This window comes from Streptomyces sp. NPDC045846, assembly GCF_056431605.1.
In genome coordinates this window covers 1-26,563 of sequence record NZ_JBWKKJ010000021.1, presented here as the reverse complement: position 1 = coordinate 26,563, position 26,563 = coordinate 1, and the positions used below count along the sequence as shown (strand labels likewise).

At 73.8% G+C, this 26,563-nt stretch carries 17 protein-coding genes, 1 tRNA gene and 1 riboswitch; of the genes, 11 read left to right on the top strand and 7 right to left on the bottom strand.

Translation table 11 applies throughout. The features are described from left to right. Positions 1–259: 259 nt before the first annotated feature. The 6 genes from AC07F3_RS37615 (at position 260) to AC07F3_RS37590 (ending at position 5,672) form a co-directional block, all read left to right on the top strand. Positions 260–1,540 carry a hypothetical protein gene (locus tag AC07F3_RS37615; RefSeq protein WP_479119313.1) on the top strand — a complete coding sequence of 427 codons (1,281 nt, stop codon included), beginning with the start codon at positions 260–262 and terminating at the stop codon, positions 1,538–1,540. A 204-nt stretch (positions 1,541–1,744) separates the two neighbouring features. Further along, positions 1,745–1,818, top strand: a tRNA-Met gene (locus AC07F3_RS37610). A 107-nt stretch (positions 1,819–1,925) separates the two neighbouring features. Then, positions 1,926–2,714, top strand: coding sequence for a MerR family transcriptional regulator (locus AC07F3_RS37605; protein WP_479119311.1), 789 nt, complete (start codon positions 1,926–1,928; stop codon positions 2,712–2,714). Between the two features lie 70 nt (positions 2,715–2,784). Next, on the top strand, positions 2,785–3,030 hold the full coding sequence (locus AC07F3_RS37600) for a hypothetical protein (RefSeq protein WP_479119309.1): 246 nt from the start codon (positions 2,785–2,787) through the stop codon (positions 3,028–3,030). A 60-nt stretch (positions 3,031–3,090) separates the two neighbouring features. Beyond that, the gene (locus AC07F3_RS37595) at positions 3,091–4,212 is read left to right on the top strand and encodes a PP2C family protein-serine/threonine phosphatase (protein WP_479119307.1); all 1,122 of its coding nucleotides are present in this window, start codon (positions 3,091–3,093) and stop codon (positions 4,210–4,212) included. A 242-nt stretch (positions 4,213–4,454) separates the two neighbouring features. After that, a riboswitch (cyclic di-AMP (ydaO/yuaA leader) is annotated at positions 4,455–4,593 on the top strand. An 11-nt stretch (positions 4,594–4,604) separates the two neighbouring features. Continuing rightward, on the top strand, positions 4,605–5,672 hold the full coding sequence (locus AC07F3_RS37590) for a M23 family metallopeptidase (RefSeq protein ID WP_479119306.1): 1,068 nt from the start codon (positions 4,605–4,607) through the stop codon (positions 5,670–5,672). 181 nt (positions 5,673–5,853) lie between these two features. On the opposite strand, the gene AC07F3_RS37585 is transcribed toward AC07F3_RS37590, so the two are convergent. The 4 genes from AC07F3_RS37585 to AC07F3_RS37570 form a co-directional block, all read right to left on the bottom strand. Continuing rightward, positions 5,854–7,305 (bottom strand): PrsW family intramembrane metalloprotease, encoded by a 1,452-nt coding sequence (locus AC07F3_RS37585; protein WP_479119304.1) that lies wholly within the window; start codon positions 7,303–7,305, stop codon positions 5,854–5,856. A 47-nt stretch (positions 7,306–7,352) separates the two neighbouring features. Continuing rightward, a complete protein-coding gene (gene trmB / locus AC07F3_RS37580) occupies positions 7,353–8,099 on the bottom strand; it encodes a tRNA (guanosine(46)-N7)-methyltransferase TrmB (protein WP_479119393.1) in 747 nt (248 codons plus the stop codon). 118 nt (positions 8,100–8,217) lie between these two features. Next, entirely contained in the window at positions 8,218–9,420 is a 1,203-nt protein-coding gene (gene lhgO / locus AC07F3_RS37575; RefSeq protein ID WP_479119303.1) for an L-2-hydroxyglutarate oxidase, read from the bottom strand. A gap of 110 nt (positions 9,421–9,530) precedes the next feature. After that, entirely contained in the window at positions 9,531–10,946 is a 1,416-nt protein-coding gene (locus tag AC07F3_RS37570; protein WP_479119301.1) for an MFS transporter, read from the bottom strand. 793 nt (positions 10,947–11,739) lie between these two features. On the opposite strand from AC07F3_RS37570, the gene AC07F3_RS37565 reads away from it, so the two are divergent. Together AC07F3_RS37565 and AC07F3_RS37560 are read left to right on the top strand one after the other, a co-directional pair. Further along, positions 11,740–13,866, top strand: a complete 2,127-nt coding sequence (locus AC07F3_RS37565) for an asparagine synthase-related protein (RefSeq protein ID WP_479119300.1) — start codon at positions 11,740–11,742, stop codon at positions 13,864–13,866. A gap of 400 nt (positions 13,867–14,266) precedes the next feature. After that, positions 14,267–17,530, top strand: a complete 3,264-nt coding sequence (locus AC07F3_RS37560) for an AfsR/SARP family transcriptional regulator (protein ID WP_479119299.1) — start codon at positions 14,267–14,269, stop codon at positions 17,528–17,530. Here the strand turns inward: AC07F3_RS37560 and AC07F3_RS37555 are convergent. Both AC07F3_RS37555 and AC07F3_RS37550 read right to left on the bottom strand, forming a co-directional pair. Further along, positions 17,517–19,541, bottom strand: coding sequence for a sigma-70 family RNA polymerase sigma factor (locus tag AC07F3_RS37555; RefSeq protein ID WP_479119298.1), 2,025 nt, complete (start codon positions 19,539–19,541; stop codon positions 17,517–17,519). The genes AC07F3_RS37560 and AC07F3_RS37555 overlap by 14 nt on opposite strands. 255 nt (positions 19,542–19,796) lie before the next feature. After that, on the bottom strand, positions 19,797–20,597 hold the full coding sequence (locus AC07F3_RS37550; RefSeq protein WP_479119297.1) for a TetR/AcrR family transcriptional regulator: 801 nt from the start codon (positions 20,595–20,597) through the stop codon (positions 19,797–19,799). Positions 20,598–20,936: 339 nt separating this feature from the next. Between AC07F3_RS37550 and AC07F3_RS37545 the strand changes: the two genes are divergently transcribed. Continuing rightward, a complete protein-coding gene (locus tag AC07F3_RS37545; protein WP_479119391.1) occupies positions 20,937–22,295 on the top strand; it encodes an NAD(P)/FAD-dependent oxidoreductase in 1,359 nt (452 codons plus the stop codon). 137 nt (positions 22,296–22,432) lie between these two features. Beyond that, a complete protein-coding gene (locus AC07F3_RS37540; protein WP_479119296.1) occupies positions 22,433–24,076 on the top strand; it encodes an ATP-binding SpoIIE family protein phosphatase in 1,644 nt (547 codons plus the stop codon). Here AC07F3_RS37540 and AC07F3_RS37535 read toward each other — a convergent pair. Then, positions 24,073–25,353 carry an MFS transporter gene (locus tag AC07F3_RS37535; protein ID WP_479119390.1) on the bottom strand — a complete coding sequence of 427 codons (1,281 nt, stop codon included), beginning with the start codon at positions 25,351–25,353 and terminating at the stop codon, positions 24,073–24,075. The two genes, AC07F3_RS37540 and AC07F3_RS37535, sit on opposite strands and share 4 nt — an antisense overlap. 182 nt (positions 25,354–25,535) lie before the next feature. Between AC07F3_RS37535 and AC07F3_RS37530 the strand changes: the two genes are divergently transcribed. Continuing rightward, a complete protein-coding gene (locus AC07F3_RS37530) occupies positions 25,536–26,102 on the top strand; it encodes a MarR family winged helix-turn-helix transcriptional regulator (protein ID WP_479119294.1) in 567 nt (188 codons plus the stop codon). The last annotated feature ends 461 nt before the right edge of the window (positions 26,103–26,563 follow it).

The window sequence follows — 26,563 nt, the reverse complement described above, 5'->3', positions numbered from 1 at the left end:
TTTCGGGGGCCGGAACCGCTGTTGCCCAGCGGTGACAGAGTGGAGATCGTTCAGGGTCAGGTTCTGACAGAGGATGAGCACATCGCAGCGGCCGGGGGGATGCAGGACCGGCGAAGCGGCGACACCTTCGCACCACCCAGCACATCCGTCGGCCCGGCGCTCTGCCGCGGTCGGCCGTGCGCCCGCTGAACCTTCTCGTTCCTCTTCGCCGACTGCCGCCGCGCAGAGAGCCCTTGTGATTCCTTGGGGGGAGTCCACCATGTCCGCTCGCATCGCCCACCGCCTCTTCCGCCCCGCGGCCACCGCCGTTGTCGTCGCCGCCGTCGCCGGCACCGTCCTGATGCCGATGTCGGCGCAGGCCGCGCCGTCCGAGGACGCGCGGCGCCCGCTGGTGATGGAGATGGGGACCCCGGCGCCGAACGGCCCGCTGACCCGGGGCGGGGCGACCGAGACGTTCGAGCTGACGGTGCGCAACCCCACGCAGACGACGCAGGCGTTCCACCCGTGGATGCTCGGCGACGTGACCGGCGCGAGCCCGCTGCGGACGAACGACGTGGTGTTCAAGGTCGACGCGGAGGACGCGCCCGCCACCAAGTACTTCGTCGGGCACCAGGACGGCGGCTGGCAGGGCATGTTCTACCCCGCCGGCAAGGGCATGGGCGACGGCTTCGACGTTCCGGCCAACGGCAAGCTGACCTGGAAGGTCACCGTCGGCCTCGGCGCCGACTACCCGACCAACGACGGCGACTTCAAGCTCACGGCCACCAGCCTCAACGGCGAGGTGGCGCAAAACCACCAGGCCTCCCACACCTTCAAGGCGGACCCGCAGATCAAGGCGGGCTCCCTGAAGACCTGGTTCGCGAAGAAGCCCGGCTCCACCATGGACGGCCCGCACGAGCGCCAGTTCCTCGACCTGAACTACCGGGCCACCGGCGACGGCGTCTTCAACAGCGCGCTCACCAGCCGCCTCTACCTCTCGTACGCCGACCCGCAGGTCAAGAACCCGGCCTTCTTCGTGCAGGGCCTGATCGACGGCCGCTGGCAGGACCTGAAGGTGGAGGGCGACAACAGCGTCACCCTGCCCACGATCGCGAAGGGCTTCGGCGCCGCCTCCGGCGTGCGCACCCTGCCGCTGCGGATCACGCTGGGCGTCCACACCCAGATCAAGAAGGCCACCCCGATCACGGCCGAGGTCCGGGTGGCGCTGTCCTCCGACAACGACTACCCGTTCGGCGACGCCCAGGTGCAGTTCCCGCTCGGCCCGAAGAGCGAGGGGACCGCGCCCGCCGGGAAGCCGTCCGCCAAGCCCACCGGAACGCCGTCCGCGAAGCCCGCCTCCGCGTCCGCCGCGTCCGTCGCCGCCGCCCCGGCCGCCGCGGCCAACGCCAACCTGACCACCGCCCCGGCCACCGGCAGCCTCGCCCACACCGGCACGGACTCCCGCACCGGCCTGTACGCCGGTGTCGCCGCCGCCCTGGTCGCCCTCGGCGGAGCGGTCACCTGGCTCGGCGCGCGCCGCCGTCGCGGCTCGTCCGTCTGACCCGGTCACCCCGCACGCCCCGAGGGGCCCGGCACCGGCGCGAAGCGCCAACTGCCGGGCCCCTCAAGCGTGTTCGGCCCCCGACGGTGCGGCGCGTCCGGTGGCGCCGACCGGCGGGTGGGCGCATGGCTCCCGCCGACGCGGGGGCGGAACGGTAAATGGTGCGGAGCACCTCTCCGAATGGCGTACAGTTGTGTTTACCGACGCGGGGTGGAGCAGCTCGGTAGCTCGCTGGGCTCATAACCCAGAGGTCGCAGGTTCAAATCCTGTCCCCGCTACTGAACGAAGAGGCCCGGCACTTTCGAGTGCCGGGCCTCTTCGCGTTTCCCGGTGCCGCCCGACGACGCTTGACCTTTACGCAACGTCAAGTTCTAGCGTGGTCGATGTGAACAGCAAGGAGTGGTCGATCCAGGAGATCGCCAAGAAGGCCGGGACGACGAGCCGCACCCTCCGGCACTACGGAGACCTCGGCCTGCTCGCCCCGAGCCGGATCGGAAGCAACGGTTACCGCTACTACGACCAGGCGGCCCTGGTCCGCCTCCAGCGGATCCTGCTCCTGCGGGAGCTGGGCCTGTCGCTGCCGGTGATCGGCGAGGTCCTGGAGGGCGAACGCGATCCGAGCGCCGCCCTGCGCACCCATCTGCGCCTCCTGGAACAGGAGCGCGAGCGCATCGCGCGGCAGATCGCGTCCGTGCGGACCACCCTGCACAAGACCGAGAAGGGAGAAGAGCTCATGGCCGAGGAAGTGTTCGACGGCTTCGACCACACGCGGTACGAGGAGGAGGTGACCCGGCGCTGGGGCCGGGAGGCCTACCGCAAGAGCGACCGCTGGTGGCGCTCGCTCACCGAGGAGCAGAAGAAGGGGTTCCTCAAGGAGCACGAGGACATCGCCCGGGACTGGGGAGCCGCCCACGCGGCCGCCCACGCCGCCGACGGCGACGTGGCCCAGGACATCGCGCGGCGCCACGTCGCCTGGCTGTCCGCCACCGCGCCCGCGGGCAGGTCGTACGTCATCGGCCTCGGCCGGATGTACGTCGAGGACCCGCGCTTCGGCGTCAACTACGACAAGCACGGCGAGGGGACGGCGGAATTCGTCCGGGACGCCCTGACGGTGTACGCCGAGCGGCACCTCACCGACGGTCCGGCCGCCACCGGGAGCACGTGCGCGGAGTAGTCTCGCGCTCGCCATGAGTGAGCACGGGAGAGCGGCGACGCGGTCGGGACAGCGAAGGACACGGCGGAAGGTGCCTGCCGTGCTGCTGCTCGTCGTCTGCGCGCTCGTCCTGAGCGGCTGTGAGAAGACGGCCGGGCCCGCCCCGGTCGCCCGGGTGCCGGCCGCCGGGACCGCGGCCCCCGCGCACGGCTGCCGACTGAACCGCGGCGGCTGGGTCGAGCTGCCGTGCGTGCCCGATCGGGGCGCGAACCACCGCCACACCCCAGGGAGCTGCGCCCGGGGACGCCCGGGCCCGCACCGCTGCCGCCGCCACTGACCGGCACCCGCTTGGGCGCGCCGAGTCGCCGGGGCGGCCGGAAGGCGCCAGGCTGGACGGGTGCGGCAGGCAGCGGAGGGCGACGGGCGCCTGGTACGGGCGCTACCCGTACTGCTCATCGTCGTCGGCTTCGTCTCCGACGCCTCGACCCCGCCCGACCTGACGTTCGCCGCGCTGTTCGCCGGCGCCCCCGTGATCGCCGCCCCGTTCCACTCGGCCCGCGCCACCGCCGCCATCGGCCTGGGCTCGATGCTCGCGGTGGTGGCGCTCTGGTTCATACACGATCTTCCCAACCTGGGTGAAGGCGCCAGCGAGCTGTTCACCGTGCTGACGGTGGGTGCCCTGGCCCTCGTCATCAACCGCATCCTGCGCCGCAGCGACGAGCAGCTCGCCTCGGCCCGCGTCATCGCCGAGACAGCGCAGCGCGCCGTCCTGCCCACGCCCGCGGCCCGGATCGGCGGCCTCCACGTGGCCGCGCGGTACGAGGCGGCGCAGGCGGACGCCTTCATCGGCGGTGACCTGTTCGCCGTGCAGGACACCCCGTACGGGGTGCGGCTCATCGTCGGTGACGTACGCGGCAAGGGCCTCCAGGCGGTGGAGGCCGTCGCCGTGGTGATCGGCGCCTTCCGCGAGGCCGCCGAGCACGAGTCGTCCCTGGAGGCGGTGACCCAGCGCCTGGAGCGGGCGCTGGCCCGCGAGGGCACCCGCCGCGACCGGCTCGACGCGGTCGAGGGGTTCACCACCGCGCTGCTCGCCGAGATCCCGCGCGGCGACGGCACCGTACGTCTGGTGAACCGGGGGCACCCCGAGCCGTTCCTGCTGCACGCGGACGGCTCCCTCGACACCCTCGTGCCGAGCGAGCCCGCGCTGCCGCTCGGCATGGCGGACCTCGGGGTGTGGCCGGACCGGTCCGATCCGCACCCCTTTCCCGCCGGGTCGACGCTGCTCCTCTACACCGACGGCCTGTCCGAGGCGCGGGACGCCGAGGGAGTCTTCTACGACCCGGGCACCCGGCTGCGCGGGGCGATCTTCCCCGGCCCGGAGGAGGTCCTGGACGCGCTCGTCGACGACGTGCGCCGGTACACGGGCGGCGGCGCGAGCGACGACATGGCGCTGCTCGCGGTGACCCGGCCGAGCGAGGGGCAGCCCGAGCGGCGGCGCACCGTCAGGATCGTGAAATGAGGCGCTCACGGTGCGTGCCCGAAGGGTGTCGCTGCGCATAACAATTGACACACCGTCAGAAATGGAGTGTGACGCGCGTGACCCCGAGGAGCCGTCAACTCGCCCGGCTTGGCCCGGCTATGGTGCGGTAAGTCCAGGCCAGGACCGTTAACGATCAGTGGGAACGGCTTGGAAACCACCCCTGCTGTCTATTAACGTTCGATAACGCAGCGCGGTCGTCCCAGCCGCCGCCAAGGCGGCGCCGCGCGCCTGCGCCGAATTCCGCAAGGGAACCGGGGAACCACCAACTTGGGGTGAATCGGGCGCCTTCCCGGGCGCTCGTAGGAGACCTTCCTGCTCCGAACCCGTCAGCTAACCCGGTAGGCGAGAAGGAAGGAAAGGAGCGCGCCTTCGTGGCGTCCAACGAGCCTGCCCTCGACACCCCCATGCCTCCGCATTCGCTGTACGGGGACGTACCCGGCGAGACCGAGAGCTGGGAGGAGTGGGACCCGACCGAGGAGTCCGTCCGCCCGGTACGCGGCCGCCACCGGGTGGCCAAGCAGCGCGGCGGCCTCGCCCGCAGCTCCACCGTCCTCGGCGTCGGCGTCATAGCCGCGGTCGGCGCGGGCGGCATGGCCACCGCGCAGACCAAGCCGCCGGTCTCCATATCCCTGCCCGACTCCGTCAAGGACAACCTGCCCGACCTCGGGTCGCTGCCCGGCGTCGGCGAACTCGTCGCGCACGGCGCGGACGCCCCGAAGACCGCCGCGGCCCGGGCCGACCAGAAGATCGCCGCCGCGCCGCTCACCATGGCCGGCCTGTCCACCGCCGAGGCCGAACAGGGCGCCACCGACGCCGGTGAGGCGCTGCGCGCCCGCATCCTCCAGCAGGCCGAGCAGCAGAAGGCCGGTGCGGCGGCCGAGGCGAAGGCGGCCGCGCAGAAGGCCGCCGCCGAGAAGGCGGCCGCCGAGGCCAAGGCCAAGCAGGACGCGGCCACCGCCCAGGCCGCGGCCGACAAGAAGGCGGCCGAGGAGGCCGCGGCGAAGAAGGCGGAGGAGGAGCGGCTCGCCAAGCTGGCCGCGAGCTACTCGCTGCCGGTGGGCTCGTACACGCTCACCTCCACGTTCGGCGAGGCCGGCTCGATGTGGTCCTCCGGCCACCACACCGGCCTCGACTTCGCGGCCCCGACGGGTACGCCGCTCAAGGCGATCCACTCCGGGACGATCAAGTCGGCGGGCTGGGCGGGGGCGTACGGCTACCGCACGGTCATCGCGCTCGACGACGGCAGCGAGCTCTGGTACTGCCACCAGTCGTCCCTCGCGGTGTCGGTGGGGCAGCAGGTGGCGGCGGGGGATGTCATCGGGCGCGTCGGTGCGACGGGGAATGTGACCGGGCCGCATCTGCACCTGGAGGTGCACACGCCGTCCGGTACGGGTATCGATCCCATGGCCTGGCTTCAGTCGAAGGGCCTCAATCCCTGAGGTGGCCCTGCGGGGTGGCCCGTTTCGCGCAGTTCCTCGCGCCCCTTGATGCGCTGTCGTCCGTCCGGCGTGGGTGGTTGCTCGCGCAGTTCCCCGCGCCCCTGAACCCCTCTTTCGTCTGCGGGCCGTGACCGCTTGCTCGCGCAGTTCCCCGCGCCCCTTGGCCCGTTTTGGTCTGGGGTCAGTGCAAGTACGGGTTGTGGTGGGCCGGGGCTGGTTGGTTGTAGGGGGGATGCGGAGCGTAGGGCGTGTACTGCACGTGCTGGGTGTAGGGGTGCGGGGGGCCCGGCTGTGGGGGCAGCCAGATCCGGCCCGTCGCGCCCGCCGCGTACAGCAGCGCCGGGGCTGCGACCGGCTTGCGCTCCCACAGATGGTGGAGCAGCTCCTGCTCGCGGGCCGCGAAGTCGGGCCCAGGGCCGGTGGCTCCCGCGCTGCGGTAGGCGCGGTGGCGCAGGAAGGCGAGCGCGGTCGCGAACGCCTCGTACTCGGCGACCGCCCGTGCCGCGGGCTTCCCGCCGAAGCGGTGGTGCGCGAAGTCGCGGGCTGTGGCGCGGGCCCGCATCGAGGACAGCGCGAGCGGCTCGGCGGGACCGAGCCAGCCGGCCGCGGCGTACGCGGGCAGCTCGGCGGCGATCGTCCGCAGCTCGCGCTGGCGGCTCCAGATCGCGAGCCAGGTCAGCAGCCCGAACACCGGCACCATGAAGGCCCCGTACACGATGTAGAAGCCGTACACCCCGAACAGCGTCGAACTGTTCCACAGGGCGTGCATGCCCATCGCGCACACCAGGCCCAGCAGCGGGAAGGCGACCCGGCGCAGCCGCCTGCCGGGCGGCGCGAGCGCGGCCATGCCGAAGCCGATGCCGGTCAGCACGGTGAACAGGGGGTGCGCGAACGGCGACATGACGACCCGTACGAAGAACGTCGCCGCCGTGGTCGAGGCGAGGCCCCCGCTGTGGCTGGCCTGGTCCTCTCCGAAGGCGTTGCCCAGGTACAGGATGTTCTCGGTGAAGGCGAAGCCGGTGGCGGTGAAACCGGCGAAGACGACGCCGTCGACGATCCCCTTGAAGTCGCGTCTGCGGAAGAGGAACAGCAGCAGGACGGCCACCGCCTTCGCGCTCTCCTCGACGATGGGCGCTATGACGCTGGCGCCCAGATGGTCGGCGGAGGACGGGTCGGCGGTGGCCGTGGCTATCCAGCGCGTCGCGAACGAGTTGGCGATGATCGCGACCAGGGCGGCGGCGCAGGCGCCCCACGACAGGGCGAACAGGAGGTTGCGCCACGGGCCGGGATCGACCCGGTCCAGCCAGCGGAACGCGGCGCCGAGCAGCGGCACCGGAAGCACCGCGAGCCCGAGCCCCACCAGGAAGCCCTCGGTGCCGGTCTGGTCCCGTACGAGAGCGAAGATGACCAGGCCGCACAGCGCGAGCAGGGTGATCAGCGCGCCCGCGCGGACCGCCTTGGAACGCCAGAAGTCGCGGCGCGGGCGGTAGCGCCACTTCGCCCGGTCCGGCGGGACCGCGTCGAACCGGGGCTCGTCCGCGCACGCCGGAACGGGCTGGGCCGTGAGACCCGGCCCGGCCTGCTGGGGCGCCTGCCCGGGGTGCGGGCGGTGCGGAAGCGACTCGAAGGACACCAGACGACCCTAACGAGGGTCACTGACAATGCGCGACGGTGCCTGCACTACCCGCTGTGCCCGACACGCCGGAACAGCAGGTCGTGCACGACGTGGCCCTTGTCGAGGCCCTGGCCCTCGAACCGGGTCAGCGGCCGGAACGCGGGGCGGGGCGCGTAGCCGCCGCCCTCGACCGTGTTCTCGAAGTCGGGGTGGGCTTCGAGGACTTCCAGCATCTGCTCGGCGTAGTCCTCCCAGTCCGTCGCGCAGTGCAGTACCGCGCCGGGCTTCATCCGCGTCGCGGCGAGCGAGAGGAACTCGGGCTGGATCAGGCGGCGCTTGTGGTGCCGCTTCTTGGGCCACGGGTCGGGGAAGTACACGCGCAGGCCGTCCAGGGCGTCCGGCTCCAGCATTTCGCGCAGCAGGATGATCGCGTCGCCGTTGGCCACGCGGACGTTGCTCAGGCCGCCGCGCTCGGCGAGGCCGAGGAGGTTGCCCTGGCCGGGGGTGTGCACGTCGACCGCGAGGATGCCGGTGGACGGGTCGTCCGCGGCCATCTGCGCGGTGGCCTCGCCCATGCCGAAGCCGATCTCCAGGACCACGGGGAGGCCGTCGAACATCTCGGCCAGATCGATCCTGCGCAGCCCGTCGATGTCGAAGCCCCACACCGGCCACAGGCGCTCCAGGTACTCGCCCTGGCCGGTGGTGACGCGGCTGCGGCGGGGCTGGAAGCTGCGGATGCGGCGTTCGTGGTGCGAGCCGGCGGGGTCGGCCGCCGGGCCGCCCGGGAAGCGGGGCGCCTTGTCCCTGGGCAGGACCTTTTCGGTGGCCGCCGCGGCCGGGGCTTCTGGGGTGTGGGGGTGCTCAGACACAATGCGGCCAATTCTACGACCCTGCTGCTGGCAGGGGTGCGGCGTCGCTTCGCCAGGGGCGCTAGGGGTGGGGCAGGGATGCCAGTACCCTTCCCGCCACTTCTCTTCCGATCGGCAACGACGCCGTCGCCGCCGGGCTCGGGGCGTTCAGGACGTGGACCACTCTCGGAGTTTCCCGGATCAGGAAGTCGTCCACCAGGGTGCCGTCCCTCAGGACGGCCTGTGCGCGGACTCCCGCCGGGGCCGTGCGCAGGTCGGACTCCTCGACGGCGGGCAGCAGCCGGCGTACCGCGTCCGTGAAGGCGCGCTTCGACAGGGAGCGGCGCACCTCGCCCGCGCCGTAGCGCCAGTGGCGGCGGGCTATCCGCCAGGTGCCGGGCCAGCCGAGGGTGCCGGCCAGCTCGGCGGGGCGCACCGTCCGCCAGTCGTAGCCCTCGCGGGCCGCGGCGGGCACCGCGTTGGGGCCGACGTGGACCGAGCCGTCGACACCCCGGGTGAGGTGGACGCCGAGGAAGGGGAAGGCGGGGTCGGGCACCGGGTAGACCAGGCCCTTGACCAGACCGGGCCGGGCCAGCTCGTAGTACTCGCCGCGGAACGGCACGATCCGCACCCCGGGATCGTCGCCCGCGAGCCGTGCCACCCGGTCGCAGTGCAGCCCCGCGCAGTTGACCAGGGCGCGGGCGCGCAGCACCGTGCCGTCGGCCGTGCGCACGGCGGCGCCCAGCTCCGGGCGCCGGGAGACGTGGACGACCTCCGCGCCGTAGCGCACGTCCGCACCGGACAGCTCGGCGAGGCGGGCCGCCACCGCCCCGTAGTCGCACACCCCCGTCGTGCCGACGTGGATCGCGGCCAGCCCGCGCACCTCCGGCTCGTACGCCGCTATCTGCGCCGGGCCCAGCTCGCGCACCGGGATGCCGTTCTCCCGGCCGCGCTGGACCAGCGCGTGCAGCCGCGGCAGCTCGGCGCGCTCGGTGGCCACGATCAGCTTGCCGGTCACCTCGTGGGCGATGCCGTGCCGTGCGCAGAACTCGACCATCTCGGCCGCGCCCCGCACCGCGAAGCGCGCCTTGAGGGAGCCGGGCTTGTAGTAGATGCCGCTGTGGATGACCCCGCTGTTGCGCCCGGTCTGGTGCCGGGCGGGGCCGCTCTCCTTCTCCAGGACCGTCACGCGCGTCCCGGGCGATGCCTGCGTGAGGGCGTACGCCGTCGACAGACCGACGATCCCGCCGCCGATCACCAGCACGTCGCAGTCGTACGTCGTCACCCACACACCTCCCACCCCGGCCGTGTTCCTTCCCGGAGGACGGCCCCGGACCCCCTCACCACATACTGCACTGACCCACTGACAATCCCGGTAAACGTCCGGTCGAGGCCCTAGGCCGGGGTCACGAGCAGTGGCCTGGCCCGTTCGCGCAGCTCGGCGACGCGCGGCTCGTCCCCGTAGGGCTCCAGGCGGTGCAGCAGATCGCGCACGTACTCGGTCGTGCGGGCCGAGGAGATGCGGCCCGCGACCTCGACGGCGCGGGTGCCCGCAGCGCACGCCGCGTCCAGGTTCCCCGACTCCAGCTCGGCCACCGCGCTCACCACGAGCCGCAGCCCGTGCGAGCGGACGAACTCCTCGGTGGGCCGCGACAGGGCCTGCTCGGTGAAGCGGCGCACCTGCCGGGGCGCCTTCAGGTCGCGGTAGCACTCCGCCGCGTCCGCCGCGAAGCGGTCGTAGGAGTAGAAGCCGAGCCAGGAGGGGTCGCAGTCGCCGTCGCGCGAGCGCTCGAGCCAGGACTCGGCGGCCTTGAGCGCGGCCTCGGCCGGGTGCCCGTCGCCCGCCTTGGCGTGGGCGCGCGCCTCCACGAGGCGGAAGAAGGACATGGTGCGGGCGGTGGCGAGCCCGCGGTTGCGCTCGACGGCGGCCTGCGCGAGGTCGACGCCCTCGTCGGCGAAGCCGCGGTAGGTGGCCTGGAGCGACATCGAGGCCAGGACGTAGCCGCCGAGCGGCACGTCGGCCGCCGCGCGGGCGAGCCGTAGGGCCTGGATGTAGTAGCGCTGGGCGGCCTCCTGCTGGCCGGTGTCGAAGGCCATCCAGCCGGCGAGTCTGGTCAGTTCGGCGGTCGCGCCGAACAGCGCGCGCCCCACTTCGTCGCTGTACGAGCCGAGCAGCAGCGGGGCCGCGTCGACCCGTAAGCACTCCGGCACCATGGACGAACGCCAGTCTCCGCCGCCGTACTTGGAGTCCCACCGGCGGGCGTCCTCGGCCGCCTCGCGGAGCTTGGCCACGTCGCTGTGGCCGACCTTCAGCGGGGGCAGGTCGGTCAGGTCGACGCTGCGGGCCACCGAGGAGTCGGCGGGTGTGATGAGCCAGCGGGAGGCGGGCGTGGCGTACGCGCTGACCGCGAACGAGCCCGCGAGCGACTGCCAGATGCCGCCGCCCGCCCGCCTCCCGGCCAGATCCAGCCGGTACAGATCGGTCGCCGAGCGCACCGCCTCCGACACGTCGCGCGGGAAGGCGAGCCCGACCTCGGGGGCCGGGTCCGCGTCCGCGAGGCCGATTTCGTGCAGCGGCACGGGGCGGCCCAGCTTGGCGCCGATGGCCGCGGCTATGAGATGGGGCGCGGCGCCCTGGGGCACCATGCCCTTGGAGACCCACCGGGCCACGGAGGTCTTGTCGTAGCGAAGGGTCAGGCCCCGTTGCGCGCCGAGGTCGTTGACCCGTCGCGCCAGGCCGGCATTGCTGATTCCCGCGAGGGCGAGAACGGTGCCGAGCTTCTCGTTCGGCCCGCGTTGCTCCCTGGACATGCGCCACCCCTCGACACAGACGGCGTTCCCCCGGGCGGTGTGGTGTCCGGATCGTCGGCCGCAAAAGCATGTGGCCGAGCCCTCGGGAATATGCCACCCGTGGGGAACAGCAGTAAACACAGCGTAGTTCGCCGCATCCCGACCGTTAAGAGGCGGTCTTCCGTATGGCGAGATTGTTTTCCGTACGAACAGTTGCTGACACCCCGGGGCGCGCCGTGATCGCGGGGCCGTTGCGCCGGGGGTGAGGCGGGAGTGGCCGCCGCCGCGCTCCCGACGTGTGGCCGTGCGCCCGGCCGTGCGCTCTCGCAGGTCCCCCGGGGGAGCGCTTCCATGTGTGGTGCGTGGGTCGGCCCGCTGCATGGATCCAGTGGGCTGGGGGACACCGCCGCCTCAATCCCCGCGGGCGGCGGACCGGTCCGGGAGGCGAACAGCGCCTCCCGGACTGTGTGTTGAGGGCCCCGGGAGGCTGGTGTGGCGGCCCCTCCACGGCCCGAGAATGGCTGGATATCGACCCTCGCCCGATGACCCCGGAACGCTTTCCCGATCACCCGGGCCCCGACCCGTACGTCCCGGGGACGACGCCAATCGGCCAGCGGCCGGGGCGCGTTCACTTTTTGCGCCCGCTACCCGTAGCCCCTCCGGGGCGCCGTTGTCGTGGCAGCATGGGGTCCCGGACTCCTTCGGCCCTGCCCGGTCCCGTGCCGGGGGCCGTCACCGGCACGTCCGACGGCCGCCCCGGGCCGTCCGGGCGGACGGGGTTGTCCACGAGTTGTCCACAGCCTGTGGAGGCGCGATGCGATGGTTGGTGGGGTGGAGCAGCGTCGCCGCAAGCTTCCGCGCGGGCGGCTACGGCACGGGCGGCTACGGCACCGCCGGGGCCGTGGGTGAGCCCGAGGAGGGGCGCACCGTTCACCCCGTCGGGGCCCAACTCCTGTGGGGCGACCCGGATCCGCTGTGGGCGGTGGGCGACTGGCGGCCCGACGAGATCCGCATCGTCAGCGTGGGCGCCGACACCCGCCTCGCCGTCCTGGGCTGCTGCGCCGCCACCGACGAGGAGCTCCGGGTCGGCCTGTTCGCCGCGCGCGGGGGCGCGCTGCGCCACCTCACCGCCTGGCCCGGCAGCTACACGGCCGTCGCCCAGGTCGCCCGCCGCGTCACGGTCGTCGGCGACCTGGCCGGCGCGCGGCCCGTCTTCTACACCCCTTGGGCGGGCGGAACGGCCTACGGCACGGCGGCACTTCCGCTCGCCGACCTCATCGAGGCCCAGCTCGACATCGGGCACCTCGCCGCCCTCCTCGCCTGCCCCGACGTGCCCGAGGCGCTCGGCGACTCGACGCCCTACGCGGGCGTCCGGCGCATCCCGCCCGGCCACGCGCTCGTGCTGCGCGAGGGCTCGCGGGAGATCACCGGGTACGAACCGGTCGCCTCCCTCGCGGTCGCCGCGCCCCAACGCGAGCCCGTCGCCGCGGTGGAGGGCGTGCGCGACGCGCTGGTCTCGGCGGTACGGGCCAGACTCACCGCGCCCCGGCACGCCCCCGAGACCCTGCCGCCGGACCCCGGCCCGGTCCCGGGCATGGGCCCGGCCGAGCGGCGCGCCGCCCGCGGGGGCCCGGCCCCCGGCATAGGGGCCGACCTGTCCGGCGGCCCCGCGTCCGCCACCCTCGCCCTGCTCGCGGCCGGGCTGCCCGGAGTGCCGGGCACGGTCCTCGGCCACGGCACCGGGGCGGGCGAGCGCCTGCTCGCGGTCACCTTCAACGACCTGACCGTGCCGGGCGCGGGCCGTCAGGCCGAACTGGAGCGGGCCGGCGCGATGGCCGCCAACCCCCGCCTGCACCACGTGGTGGTGACGGGCTCCGAGGAGTCGCTGCCGTACGCCGACCTCGAAGGCCCGCTCACCGACGAGCCGGGCCCCTCCCTCATCGCGGCCCCGCGCCACCGCCGCCGCCTCCTCGCCGGCAGCGCCGACCACTTCACCGGGAGCGGCGCCCGCCAGGTCCTGGACGCCCATCCGGCGCGCCTGGCCGATCTGTTGATGGACCGTCAGCGCCGCCATCTGCTCCGCCCGGCCACGGCCCTGGCCAAGGCGGGCGGCCCGAGCGCCAACTCCCTCTTCGTCCCGCTGACCGTCTACCGGGCGGCCCGCCGCCTGGCCCGTACGCCCTACCGCACCGGCATCGAGTCGGCGGCGGACGCCCTGCGCACACCCCGCTTCGACGACGCGGCGAGCCCCCTGTCGATCTCCCTGGCCGCCCTGTCGTGGACCCGCCCCGGCCCGGCGGCCCGCTGGCTGACCGGGGAGGCACTCGCCGAAGTATCGGTTCGTCTGATGGCATCGGCGACCCGCCCCGCCCCCTCCCAGCGCCCCGGCGAGGCCCGTGCGTCCGCGGCCCTCGCCCGGTACGCCGCCGACCACCGCATCCTGGAACAGGCCGCCGAGGTGCGCAGCCAGCGCCTGCACGCCCCGTTCCTCGACAACCAGGTCGTCCGCGCCTGCCGGGCCCTGCCGGAATCCCTGCGCGTCCAGCCCGGCGCCCGCGCCACCATCCTGCGTACGGTCCTGTCGGCGTCCGGCGTGCGCGATCTGCCTCCCGGCTGGGGCGCCCCCTCCCACGCGCCCTCGACCGCCGCGTCCCGGGCGGGACTGCGCCAGTCGGCCGACCCGCTGATCTCGCTCTTCGAGGCGCCGTTGCTCGCCGACGCGGGACTGATCGAGGCCCGTACCGTACGCAAGGCGGTCCGCGCGGCCGCCGCGGGCGAGCCGCTGCCGCTGGACGGGCTCGCCGACCTGATCTCCACCGAGCTGTGGCTGCGCCGCCTGCTGGCCCGCCGCGGCACGTGCTGGACGGGCACCGCCGCACCCCGGCAGCGGGCGGTGGCGGGCGGGGTGACCCCGCCGCGCCGCCCCACCCTGCGCTCCTGACGGGGCCCGCGCCACCGCGGGTCGCCGTTGGCGCCGAGGCGGGCGTTCATCTGCGTGTGCGCCCGCTCGGAGTGGGCGTCGGCCGGGTCGTGGATGAGCCGGAGGCAGTCGTGGAGGACCTGCACGCACTCGTCCCGGGAGTGGCGGGACGCGTCCGAGGCCAGGTCGAATCCCTTGGCGACCTCCGTAAACCGTCCGTCGGCCGCGGTGTGCGCCCCGCCCGGCCCTCCCGGTCCCGGTCCGCCCTCGACGGGCGAGGTCACGGCGCGAACGCGAGCCCGGGGAGGGCCCGAAGGGCGGACCAGAGGGCAGAGAAGCGGCGAGGGAGCGGGAGGCGGCCCGCGGGCCCCGGCGCTTATTGATTCCCCCTGCACGCGCCGTCCCCGTCACAATGGCTGCCGTGCGGTATCTGATCCTGGGCGCCACCGAGGCGCATGACACCACCGGCACCGCCGTCCCCCTCGGCGGGCCGAGGCTGCGAACCCTGCTGACCGCGCTCGCGCTGCGCGCCCCCCGGCCGGTGTCCGTGGCGACGCTGATCGACGACGTATGGGCGGACGACCCGCCGCAGGACGCGCCCGCAGCCCTCCAGGCGCTCGTCGGCCGGCTGCGCCGCGCGCTCGGCCGGGAGGCCGTGGAGTCGGGGCCCGCGGGATACCGGCTCGCCGCCGAGCCGCACGACATCGACCTGTACGCGTTCGAGGAGGGCGCGGCCCAGGGCGCCGCCCAGCTGGCGGCGGGCGATCCCGAGGCCGCGGCCCGGACGCTGCGCGCGGCCCTCGCCCTGTGGCGCGGCCCCGCCCTCGCCGACCTTCCCGAACGCGACGCCGCCGTACGCCCCGAGGCGCAGCGCCTGGCCGCACGCCGCAACCGCATCGAGGCGGACCTGCGGCGCGGCGCCACGGGCGGGCTGCTGCCCGAGCTGACGGAGCTGCTCGCCTCGTACCCGTACGACGAGACGCTGCACGCCCAGCTGATCCGCACGCTGCGGGCCGAGGGCCGCCGGGCCGACGCGCTCGCCGCGTACGAGACGGCCCGCCGCACCCTGGCCGACTCCCTCGGCACGGACCCGGGCCCCGAACTGGCCGCCCTGTACGCCGAGTTGCTGGAGGATCCGGCGCCCCCGGCCCCCCAGGCCGCGGGCGCGTCGCAGGCGGACGGCCTCCCGCGCTCCCCTGTGGACCACCGGCCCCCCGCCGAAGGCAACATCCGCCCCCGTCTCACCTCCTTCGTGGGGCGCGAGCCCGAACTCGCCGCGATCCGGGCCGACTTGGCGGGCTCCCGCCTCGTCACCCTCACCGGGCCCGGCGGCACCGGCAAGACCAGGCTCGCGGAGCGGGCGGCGGCCGGGGCGGAGACCGCGGCCTGGCTCGTGGAGCTCGCCCCGCTGGACCAGCCCGAGGCCGTCCCCGGCGCCGTGGTCTCCGCGCTCGGTCTGCGCGAGACGTCGCTGCTGGTGCGCGAGGGCCAGCCGCCCGGCCCCGTCGACCCCACCGAGCTGCTCGTCGACGACCTCGCCCGGCGCCCGGACACCCTGCTCGTCCTCGACAACTGCGAGCACGTCATCGACGCGGCCGCCCGGCTCGCCGAGACGCTCCTCACCCGCTGCCCCCGGCTCCGTATCCTCGCCACCAGCCGCGAGGCGCTGGGCGTGCCCGGCGAGGCGATCCGCCCGGTCGAGCCGCTGCCCCCGGTCCCGGCGCACCGCCTGTTCGCCGAGCGCGCCCGTGCCGTGCGCCCCGGCTTCGACCCCGAGGCCGACGCCGAAGCCGTCGCCGAGATCTGCCGCCGCCTGGACGGGTTGCCGCTCGCCATCGAACTGGCCGCCGCCCGGCTGCGGTTGCTCACCCCGCGCCAGATCGCCGACCGCCTCGACGACCGGTTCCGGCTGCTGACCAGCGGGAGCCGCACCGTGCTGCCGCGCCAGCAGACCCTGCGGGCCGTCGTCGACTGGTCCTGGGACCTCCTGGACGAGGACGAACGCACCGTCCTGCGCCGCGCCTCCGTCTTCGCGGGCGGCTGGGACCTCGCCGCCGCCCAGGCGGTCTGCGGCGGCACCGCCGCCCTCGACGCCCTCGCCGGCCTCGTCGAAAAGTCCCTGGTCGGCGCGGTCCCCGCGGCCGACGGCACCGGCATGCGCTACCGCATGCTGGAGACCATCCACGAGTACGCCACCGAGCGGGCCGCCGAGACGCCCGGGACGCTGCGCGCGGCCGCCGACGCCCACACCGCGTACTACCGCGAGCTGGCCCGCCGGGCCGAGCCCCGCATCCGCTCGGGCGACCAGCTCCCCTGGATCCGGCGCCTGGAGACGGAGCTCGACAACATCCGGGCCGTCCTGCGCCGCACCACGGCCCCGGCCACCGCCGACGAGACGGCCGCCACCGAACTCGCCCTGTCGGTGGGCTGGTTCTGGTGGGTGCGCAACTACCGCATCGAGGGGGCCGCCTGGGGCGAGGCCATCGCGATGCTCTCCCCGCCGCCCGACGACCCGGCCGACCCGCGCCGCTGGCCGCGGCTCCACCTCGACCTGCTCCGCTTCTTCCTGCTCTCCGACACCAACCCCCGCCAGGGGCTCGACAGCCCCGGCGTGCGCGACCGCCTGCTCCAGCTCCGGCAGGCCTTCGAGGCGGGCGGGCCGGAGGCGGCCCGCTTCCCGGGGCTGCTGTGGCCGTTCACGACGTTCCACGTCGGCACCCAGACCATCATGCGCGAGTCGATCGACTCGGTGGTCGTCAACTGCCGCCGGTACGGCGGGGGTTGGGAGATCGGCGTCTCCCTGATGTTCCGCGCGCACATGGCCATCGACACCCCTGGCGGCTTCGAGGGCATCGACGAGGACCTCGCCGAACTGCGCCGGCTCAGCCGCCGCGTGGGCGACCGCTGGATGCGCGCCCAGGTGGCCAGCGCCACCGCCGAGGCCGCGATGATGCGCGGCCTGCCCGACAAGGCCCGGCCCGCCTACGAGGAGGCGCTGGAGCTGGCGCGCGAGGTGGGCGCCCTCCACGAGACGCCGTTCCTCATCGCCCGGATCGGCGAACTCGCCTACCGCGGCGGGGACCTGGAGGCCGCGGAGAAGGCCCTGAGGCAGGCGTCCGTGGAGGCCGAGCACTACCGGGTCGGCGACACGACGCCGTACGTGAACTCCCTCCTGGCCGCCATCGCCCTGGACCGCGCGGACACCGCCACCGCGCGCGCCCTGTACGAGGAGGCCGTCGAGTTCGCCCAGCTGGGCCCGCTGCCCCCGCATTTCGTCGCGCTGCTCGACGCTCTGAAGGCCCGGGTCACCGCCGCCGAGTCGGGCCCGTCGGCGGCCCTGCGCGTCATGGCGGGCACCCTGCGCTCGGCGGAGGCCGCCAACTGCAGCGAGGTCGTCCTGGCCGGCCTCGCCGAACGCGCCGCCCAATGGCTCGGCGAACTGGACGAGCCCGCCCTCGCGGTACGGGTCCTGGGCGCGGCGTCCGCCTGGCGGGCCGGAATCCCGCGTTCCGTGCCGGAGGCGGAGATCGAGGAGTCCGTCACCACCCGGGCGGGCCGGTCGCTCCCGCCCGAACGGTACGAGGCCGAGCACGCCGCCGGGGCGGCCCTGACCCCGGCCGGGATCCCGCCGCTCCTGGACGCCGTGCTCGGCGCCCGCGGCGAGGAGCCCGCTAGCGGCAGCTGATCCGCGACTGCGCCCAGTCCGCGAGCGCCGCCCCGCCGAACGGGCCCGCGGGCTCGACGACCAGCCGGATGGTCCTGCGGCCCGAGATGTCGGCGTGCACCGGCACCGCCGGGTCCCCGCCGCGCATCACCGGCGACTGCCACAGCCGGGCCCCGTCCCCGTACAGCGAGAACCGCACCGCGCCGAGCCCCATCGTGAGGTCGTCCACGCCCGCGTAGGCGTCGTAGGTGCGGCACTGGCGGTTGAGGTCGATGGTCACCGAGGACCGTCCGTGCACGGTCACGCCGTACGGATAGCGCTGCTCGCCGACCCGCATGCCCGAGCGCTGCCACAGCCAGCTCGACCCGCCGAGCCGCACCTCGGGCTTGGTGCCGTCGCCGAGCAGGCCGTACTGCAGGCGGTTCACCTGGTAGACGGCGGGCGCGGGCGGCGGCGGGGGCGGTGTCGGCGTGGGCCTGGGGGGTGTCGGCTTGGGCGGCGGCACCGGCCGGGGCGGCGTGGGCCGGGGGTGCGTCGGCTTCGGCGGAGTGGGCCTCGCCGACGGCTTCTTCGGCGCCGGGGGAGGCGGGGGAGGCGGGAGCTGCGCCGCGGGCGCCGCGGGCGGCTCGGGCGAGGGCGGCGGCTGCTTCTGCGGGACGACGGGCGCCACCGCGGGCGGCTTCGCGTCGGGCTTCGGCGGTGGCGCGTCGTTGCCGGTCAGTGCGAACACGACCCCCGCCGCCACCGCGACGGCCACCGCCGCCGCGATGCCCGCCTTGGCCGGGGCGCCCAGCCCCTCCGAGGCCGCGGCACCCCCCGCCGCGCCGCCGGACGAACCGCCGCCCGTCGCCGCGGCCGCCGCACCGGCGCCCGCGGCCCCGGCGGCGCCACCCGCCACCACACCGGCCGCCTTGAGCGAGAACCCGGCGGCGAACCAGCCGATGACCGCGACCGGAAGCAGCGCGGGAATCCCGGCGTTGACGTCTTTGAGCTCGACGACCGCGACCCGGCACCTGGCGCACTCCTCCAGGTGCTTGCTGAGCCCGCGCTCGGCCCGCATCCGCAGCCCGCCGCGCGCGTACGCGCCGAGCCGGTCGGCATAGCGGGCGCAGTCCCCGCCCGCGGTCAGCGCGCTGGAGACGTGCGCCTGGAGGTAGGCCTGCTTGAGGCCCTCCCTGGCCCGGCTGGCGAGCACCGCCGTGGCGTTGGCGGTGAGCCCGAACAGCGGCGCGATGTCGCTGGGCGACTCCTCCTCGACGGTGGTGTGCCAGAGCACCGCCTGCCAGCGCTCCGGCAGCGAGCGGAACGCCTGCATCGCCAGCGTCTGCTCGGCCTCGTGCATGGCCCGCACCTCGGCGCCCAGGTCGACGGTGTCGTCGTCGGACACCTCCGCCGAGCGCGCGGACTGCTGGGCGAAGACCGCGAAGTCGTCGACCAGCTGCTCCCGCTTGGCGGTCCGCGTCCAGGAGGCCGCGACCCGCCGCACGGTGGTCATCAGGTAGGCGCGTACGGCCTGTTCGGGCCCGGCACCGCCGCGCACCGCCTGGAGGGTGCGCGCGAAGACCTCCGCCGTCAGGTCGTCGGCGGTGTGCGCGTCGCGGCAGCAGCTGCGGGCGTAGCGCCGCACGGCGTGCGAGTGACGCCGGAACAGCTCCTCGTACGCGCTGTCGTCGCCGGTCCGCATCGCGTGGATGAGGTCGGCGTCGGACTGGCCGACCTCGGCGATCTCCAGCGTCATGCCCTCGCGGAGACCGCCCTCGCGCTGCGGCGGCACGCTCGCCCCGGGGTCCCCGACTCCGTCCATGGGGCCCCAGGGGCCTGGCAGTACCGTTCCGCCCAGATCGGGAGCGGCCGCGGACTCGGAAACGGAATCCCGGTCGGGCTGTCCCGGAAGGGCCGCGTGACCGCCCGGCGCACCGCCGCCGGGACCACCCTGGCTCGGCACCTGCCGCGGCGGAAGGCCGCCGTCAGGACCGCCGGATTCCGGCCCGCCGCCGCCCGAGCGCGACTCGTCCCGCTCTTCAACGCCCATCGCGGAAGCTCCCGTAAGCACGCTCAGACCCGACCACCGGGCAAGCGTGCCACAGAGCACAAGCGGAGCCGAGCCTCAGGACCGGCAACCACTCATCCGGGGAGACTTCCCGCACCCGAGCACTAGCCGTCACCCGTTCGGGGAAGGCTCGTAGGCTCGGGAGCGGGCAACGTCAGCCCCAACAGGCGCTCTGGGTACGGGAGTTGAGCGCGGAAAGGGAGTGCGGACCCGTCCGGGAACGGAGCCGCGCCACCTTTACGCCGGCCGCGAGCGGAGCCCTTCGAGGAGGATGTCGAGCAGCCGTGCCGAGGCCGCGGCCTGCTGCGCGGGGTCCGGCAGCGAGGGCGCCGCGGTGGCTATCACGAGCAGCACGTCGGCCACGGTCACATCGCCGCGCAGCTCACCGGCCGAGCGCGCCCGGTCCACCAACTGGCCCACCACGTCGAGCAGCTCGGCCGCCCCCGCGTCGTCCAGCTCCAGCTCCTGCTCGGGCGCGGTCCGCTGCTCGATCACCCGTCCCCAGCCGGGGCCCTGCTCGGCCAGGCCCACCTGACGCTGCTGCGGCACCCGCGCCTCGTCGAGCCCGTCGCGCAGCAGGTCGGGCCGCGGGCCGTCGGTCTCCTCGGCGTCCACGCCCACCCGCAGCACCTGCGGCGGAAGCAGCCGGCCCGCACCCGAGGCCACCGAGGTGCGCAGGAACCGCGAGAGCGCCGACCAGGGCTCCTCCTCCTGGCCGAGCGCCGAGCGCGCCTGGTCGGTCAGCCGCGAGGTCTCCTCCTCGGCTATCCGGCGCACCAGCACGTCCTTGCTCGGGAATCGCCGGTAGACGGTGCCCACCCCCACCCTGGCCCGGCGCGCCACGTCCTCCATCGGCGCCCCGTAACCGAGCTCGCCGAACACCTCGCGCGCCGCGCGCAGCACGTGCTCAAGATTGCGCTGGGCATCCACCCGCAGCGGCGCGGAACGCGATCCGCCCGCGCCCGGACCCGTACCCACGCGACCGTTTCCGTCGGACGCTGCGACGGCAGTCTGCCAATGAGAGTCCTGAATGTGCATTTATCCCCCGGTATTAACGTCTCCCCCCGGAGACTCCCCGCCCTGACAGCCGGGGACCGGTCCCTGACCCGACACCCCGACGGGATACGAACATAGTTGAGCCGGAGTCAATTCAGAAGAGGTTCTTCCGCACGGTGTGCCCCCCGATCGGACCAAGGACCGAAACCTGACCGAATCGGACCCGCGCCATCACGTGTCACTCACCGCCTGACCTGCGCATCTCTCACCGCGCCGCGAAGAATGAGCCACCCGCCCCAGCAGTGCCCTCCAGTCACACAATTTGACGGGCCTGTGGACAAAGCCCGGGGCCCGTTGCGTCATGGGGTGGTGACAGAACCTGTGCGCATTCTCGTGGTCGGCGGCGGATACGTCGGGATGTACACGGCGCTGCGCCTGCAACGGAAGCTCAAGTCCGAGCTGAGCAGCGGCGCCGTGGAGCTCACCGTGGTCACCCCCGACCCGTACATGACGTACCAGCCGTTCCTGCCCGAGGCGGCGGCCGGGAACATCTCGCCGCGCCATGTCGTGGTCCCGCTGCGCCGGGTCCTGGACCGGTGCCGGATCGTCATCGGCGAGGCCGACCGCATCGACCACGCGCGCCGCACCGCCACCGTCACCACCCTCGCCTCGCCCGAGGACGGCACCGGCGCCATCCGGCTGGCGTACGACGAGCTCGTCATCGCGCCCGGCTCGATCTCGCGCACCCTCCCCGTCCCCGGCCTCGCCGACTACGCCATCGGCTTCAAGACCGTCGAGGAGGCCATCGGCCTGCGCAACCACGTCATCGAGCAGATGGACATCGCCTCCTCCACGCGCGACCCGGCGATCCGCGACGCCGCCCTCACCTTCGTCTTCGTCGGCGGGGGCTACGCGGGCGTCGAGGCGCTCGCCGAGCTGGAGGACATGGCCCGCTACACCGCGCGGTACTACCACAACATCAAGCCCGGGGACCTGAAGTGGATCCTCGTCGAGGCCAGCGACCGGATCCTGCCCGAAGTCGGCGAGGAGATGGGCCGCTACGCGATCCGCGAGCTGCGCGCCCGCAACATCGACGTACGCCTGGAGACCCGGCTCGACACCTGCGAGAACCGGGTCGCCGTCCTCAGCGACGGCGCCCGCTTCCCCACCCGGACCGTCGTGTGGACCGCCGGGGTCAAGCCCGCCCCGCTCCTCGCCGCCACCGACCTGCCCCTGAACGAGCGCGGCCGCCTCCGGTGCACCGCCGAACTGCGCGTGGCGGACACCGAGCACGCCTGGGCGGCGGGAGACGCGGCCGCCGTGCCCGACCTGACCTCCCAGGAGAAGGACAAGGAGTGCGCGCCCAACGCGCAGCACGCCGTGCGCCAGGCCAAGGTCCTCGCCGAGAACGTCGCCGCGACCGTGCGCGGCGCCCGGCTCAAGGAGTACCGGCACAAGTACGCCGGCTCGGTCGCCTCGCTCGGCCTGCACAAGGGCGTGGCCCACGTCTACGGCCGCAAGCTCAAGGGCTACCCGGCCTGGTTCATGCACCGCGCCTACCACCTGAGCCGCGTCCCCACCTTCAACCGCAAGGCCCGGGTACTCGCCGAATGGACCCTCGCCGGTCTCTTCAAACGCGAGATCGTCTCGCTCGGCTCGCTGGAACACCCGCGCGCCGAGTTCGAGATCGCGGCCGGCGGCGGCCCGCCCGCCAAGGGCCCGGCCCCGCAGGAGAACTGACGGTTGTCAGTGCGGTCCGTCACACTGAGCGTGTGACCATAGGTGGGCCCACACCTGCACAGAGTGATCCAGCGACCCAGCACCGCACAAGGACCGGCAGCACAGCACCCGCAGCAACACACGAGGCTTGGAACACCGTGAACTTCACGCGTTGGAGCGCCCGGCTCCCCGGTACGCAACGCCGCGCCGCAGCACGGACCGACCGCGCCGGCCAGGGCTCCGTGCCCGCGGCCCGCGGTGAATCCGGGCCGCAGCCGCAGCCCTGGCCGGACGAAGCGGCCGAGGCACCGGCCCTGGACGACCTCTCCGTGCGCGACATCCTCGGCCAGCTCCCCGCCCTGGTCGCGCTCCTGCACGGCCCCGAGCACCGCGTGGCGTACGTCAACGACGCCTACGCGGCGGCCTTCGGCACCCGCCCGCTCGGCGCCCCGGCCGCCAAGGCGCTGCCCGAGCTCGACGAGCTCGGCCTGCTCCCGCTGATGGACCAGGTGCTGCGCAGCCGCAAGCCCCGTACGGTCAAGTCCCGCAAGACCCAGGGCGCCGGTTCGTACACGGTGACCTGCACCCCGGTGGAGATCCCCGGCCAGGACGAAGGCGGCGTGCTGGTCTTCGCCGCCGACGTCACCGACCACGCGGAGGCCGCCGAGCGGCTGCGCGCCAGCGAGCGCCGCCACCGCGAGACCGCCGTCACGCTCCAGCGCTCCCTGCTCCCGCAGGAGCTGGAACAGCCCGACGACCTGCGCGTGGCCGCCACCTACCAGCCCGGCGGCACGGACGCGGCGGTCGGCGGCGACTGGTACGACGTGATCACCCTGGGCGCCGGTCGCACCGCGCTCGTCATCGGCGACGTGATGGGCCGCGGCGTGCGCGCCGCCGCCGTCATGGGCCAACTGCGCACGGCGGTGCGGGCGTACGCGCGCCTGGACCTCCCGCCCCACGAGGTGCTCCAGCTCCTGGACGGCCTGGCCGCCGAGATCGACGCCAGCCAGATCGCCACCTGCGTCTACGCGGTGCACGACCCCAACGAGGGCCGCCTGGTGTACGCGTCGGCGGGCCACCTGCCCGTTCTCGTACGCCATGAGGACGGCACCGTCCACCGCGCCGAGGACCCGACGGGCCCGCCGCTCGGCACCGGCGGCTGGTTGCACACCTCCGGCACGATCGCCCTGCCGCCCGGCGCCACCGCCGTCCTCTACACGGACGGCCTGGTCGAGCGCAGGCGCGAGGACATCGACGAGGGCGTGGCCGCCCTGGAGCGCGCGCTGTCCGGCGCGGTCGGCACCCCGCAGGTGGTGTGCGACCGGCTGCTGCGCGCGCTCGGCGTCACCGCCGAACACGACGACGACGTCGCGGTCCTGGTCTGCCAGCACCCCGCGCGCACCGGCCCGACGGCCGAGCTGTTCCACAACGCGGCCCTCGACCTGCTGGGCGGCATCGAAGCGGCGCCCCGCGCCCGCGCGTTCGCCTCCGGCGTCCTGGCCTCCTGGCGCTTCCCGGTGGAGCTGCGCGACCTCGGCGTCCTCGCCGCGAGCGAGCTGGTGGCCAACTCGCTCCAGCACGGCACCCCGCCGATGCGCCTCAGGCTCCGCCGCACCGACCGCCGCCTGATCATCGAGGTGACGGACGGCGACGACCACCTGCCGCGCCGCCGCCGCGCCGACCCCGCGGACGAAGCAGGACGAGGCATCTCGATCGTCGCGACGATCGCCTCGTCCTGGGGTTCGCGCCGCACACCGGGCGGCGGCAAAGCGGTGTGGTGCGAGTTCGCGCTGCCCGGTTAGGCGTTGGCGGGCGCCTGCTCCGGCAGGTGCACCGCCACCACGCGCGACTTCGCGGCGAGCATCGGATGGTCCTGCGCGAGCGTCAGCCTCTTGCCGAGCCGCAGCGCGAGGACGGTGATGCCCAGCGAGAAGAGCACGAACGTCACGATGTACGGGCCGTGCAGCGCGGCCCCCATGGGCCCGCCCACCGCCGGACCGACCGCCAGCGCGAGCTGCTTGACCAGTGCGAACGCCGAGTTGTACTGCCCGACCATCGACTCCGGAGCGAGGTCGGCGACCAGCGGTGCCACGGTCGGCGACAGCATCGCCTCGCCGAGCCCGAAGAGCGCGTACGTCGAGACGAAGGCCGCGGTCGCCATCGCCTGGCTGCCGTGCCCGAGCCCGGCGTAACCGGCCGCGATCCACGCCACGGCCCAGATGAGACCGACCGACGCGATGACCCGGCTGCGGCGCCGACGCTCCACGAACTTCAGCACCAGGAACTGCGCGACCACGATGACGGCCGTGTTCGCGGCGAGGGCGATCCCGAGGGTGGCGGGCTGGATCCCGGCGGCCTCGGTGCCGTACGCCGCGAGACCCGACTCGAACTGCCCGTAGCAGGCGAAGAACAGCACGAACCCGAGCACGCACAGCTGGACCATCGCCCGGTGCCCGAGGATCGCCCGGATCCCGCCGCCGGGCTGCTGCTCACCCTTGGGACGCGCGTCCGGGACGACCGCCGAGCGCGGCATCCGCACGGAGCCCGCGATCCCGGCGAGCACCAGGAACATCACCGCCTCGATGGAGAAGAGGAGCGTGAAGCTGGAGGGGTGGCTCTCGTCGACGATCTGGCCGCCGATGAGCCCGCCGATGCCGAGGCCGAGGTTCTGGAGGAAGAACTGCATGGCGAAGGCGCGGGTGCGGGTCGCGGGGCCGGAGCACCAGACGATCATCGTCGCGAGCGCGGGCTGCATGACGGCGGTGCCCGCGCCGAGCAGCGCGGCCGAGGCGACGGCGGCGGGCACGCTGGAGGCGAAGCCCATGCTCAGCGCGCCGAGGGAGGCGAGCAGCGCGGCACCGACCAGCACCGGCAGCGGCCCGCGCCGGTCGATGACGCGGCCGGTGAACGGCAGCACCACGAGCGCGGCCATGGCGAAGACGGCGAGCACGACACCGGCCGTGGTCGCACCCAGATCCCGCACCTGAGCCACGTACACGTAGAGATACGGAACGGTGAACCCGAGTCCGAACGCGCTCAGCGCGTTACCTGCCTGGATCCGGCGCATCGCTGCACCCATCGCCTTGGTCACACTCACCACCTTGGAGGTCTGGAAGCTCGAAGAACCCGGCCCCGGAACGGTGAGCCGGACGGCTCGAACCTGAAGGGCTCAGGACTGAAGACTTCAACACTAAAATTAGAGTCTTAACAATACACACTCAAGGACTTAGACGCCAACGACCCCCGTGCCATACTCGCGACATGGCTGAGACCACCGAGCCCGCCGAGCCCGACGGCCCCCAGGAGCCGACCCTCGACGAGCAGATCGCCGCGTACCAGCGGGAGTACCGCGACCTCGACCCCCAGGTGGAAAAGGTCGTCTCGGCACTGGGCCGCCTGAACCGCCGGATGAACGTGGCGTACGGTCGCCAGGTCGCCGCCCTGGGCATCAGCAACGCCGAGTGGGAGGTCCTCAAGACCCTGCTCCTGGCGGGCGAGCCCTACCGCCTGGGCCCCGGCGAACTCGCCAAGCGCCTCGGCCTGACCCCGGCCGCCATGACGCACCGCATCGACCGCATGGCGGGCGAGGGCCTGGTCACGCGCGACCGCGACGAGAACAACCGGGTCCGCGTCATCGTCGAGCTGACGGACGAGGGCCGTACGAAGTGGCTGGAGGCCATGCGGATGGCCAGCGACTTCGAGGAGGACCTGCTCCAGGACCTCTCCTCCGACGAGCGCGGCGTCCTCGGCGAGATGCTGATCCGCCTGCTCCGCCGGGTGGAGCACGCCCAGCCGGACGCGGGCGGCCGGCTCACCGACCTCGACTGAGAAAACCAGTGGACAGGAGCGAGGGCCGGGGTTGACACGGCCCTCCTCGGTCCGTAAGGTTCTTCGAGTTGTCGCGGAGCCGATACGGTTCTGCAACAACCGTCCGCCGCAGGATCTGCGGCAACCCAACTCAGCACGATCTCCCGGCCGGGAGTGTTTTCGGCATGCCGAATTCATTTCGATCGGGCCCGGAAGACCCGATTACGGGTCGCCGGGAAAATCCGCTAGAGTTCGGGAGTCCGAACGGCCCAACAGCCGGGAAGACAAACCGACTTGGCCCCGGGAGACCGGGAATCGGGCCCGAAAGGATCTGATAGAGTCGGAACCGCCGGAAAGGGAAACCCGAGAGGGAGAACCGGAAAGGCACCGAGGAAATCGGACACGAAAGAGTCTGATAGAGTCGGAACACGAAATACCGAAGGGAAGCGCCCGGAGGAAAGCCCGAGAGGGTGAGTACGAAG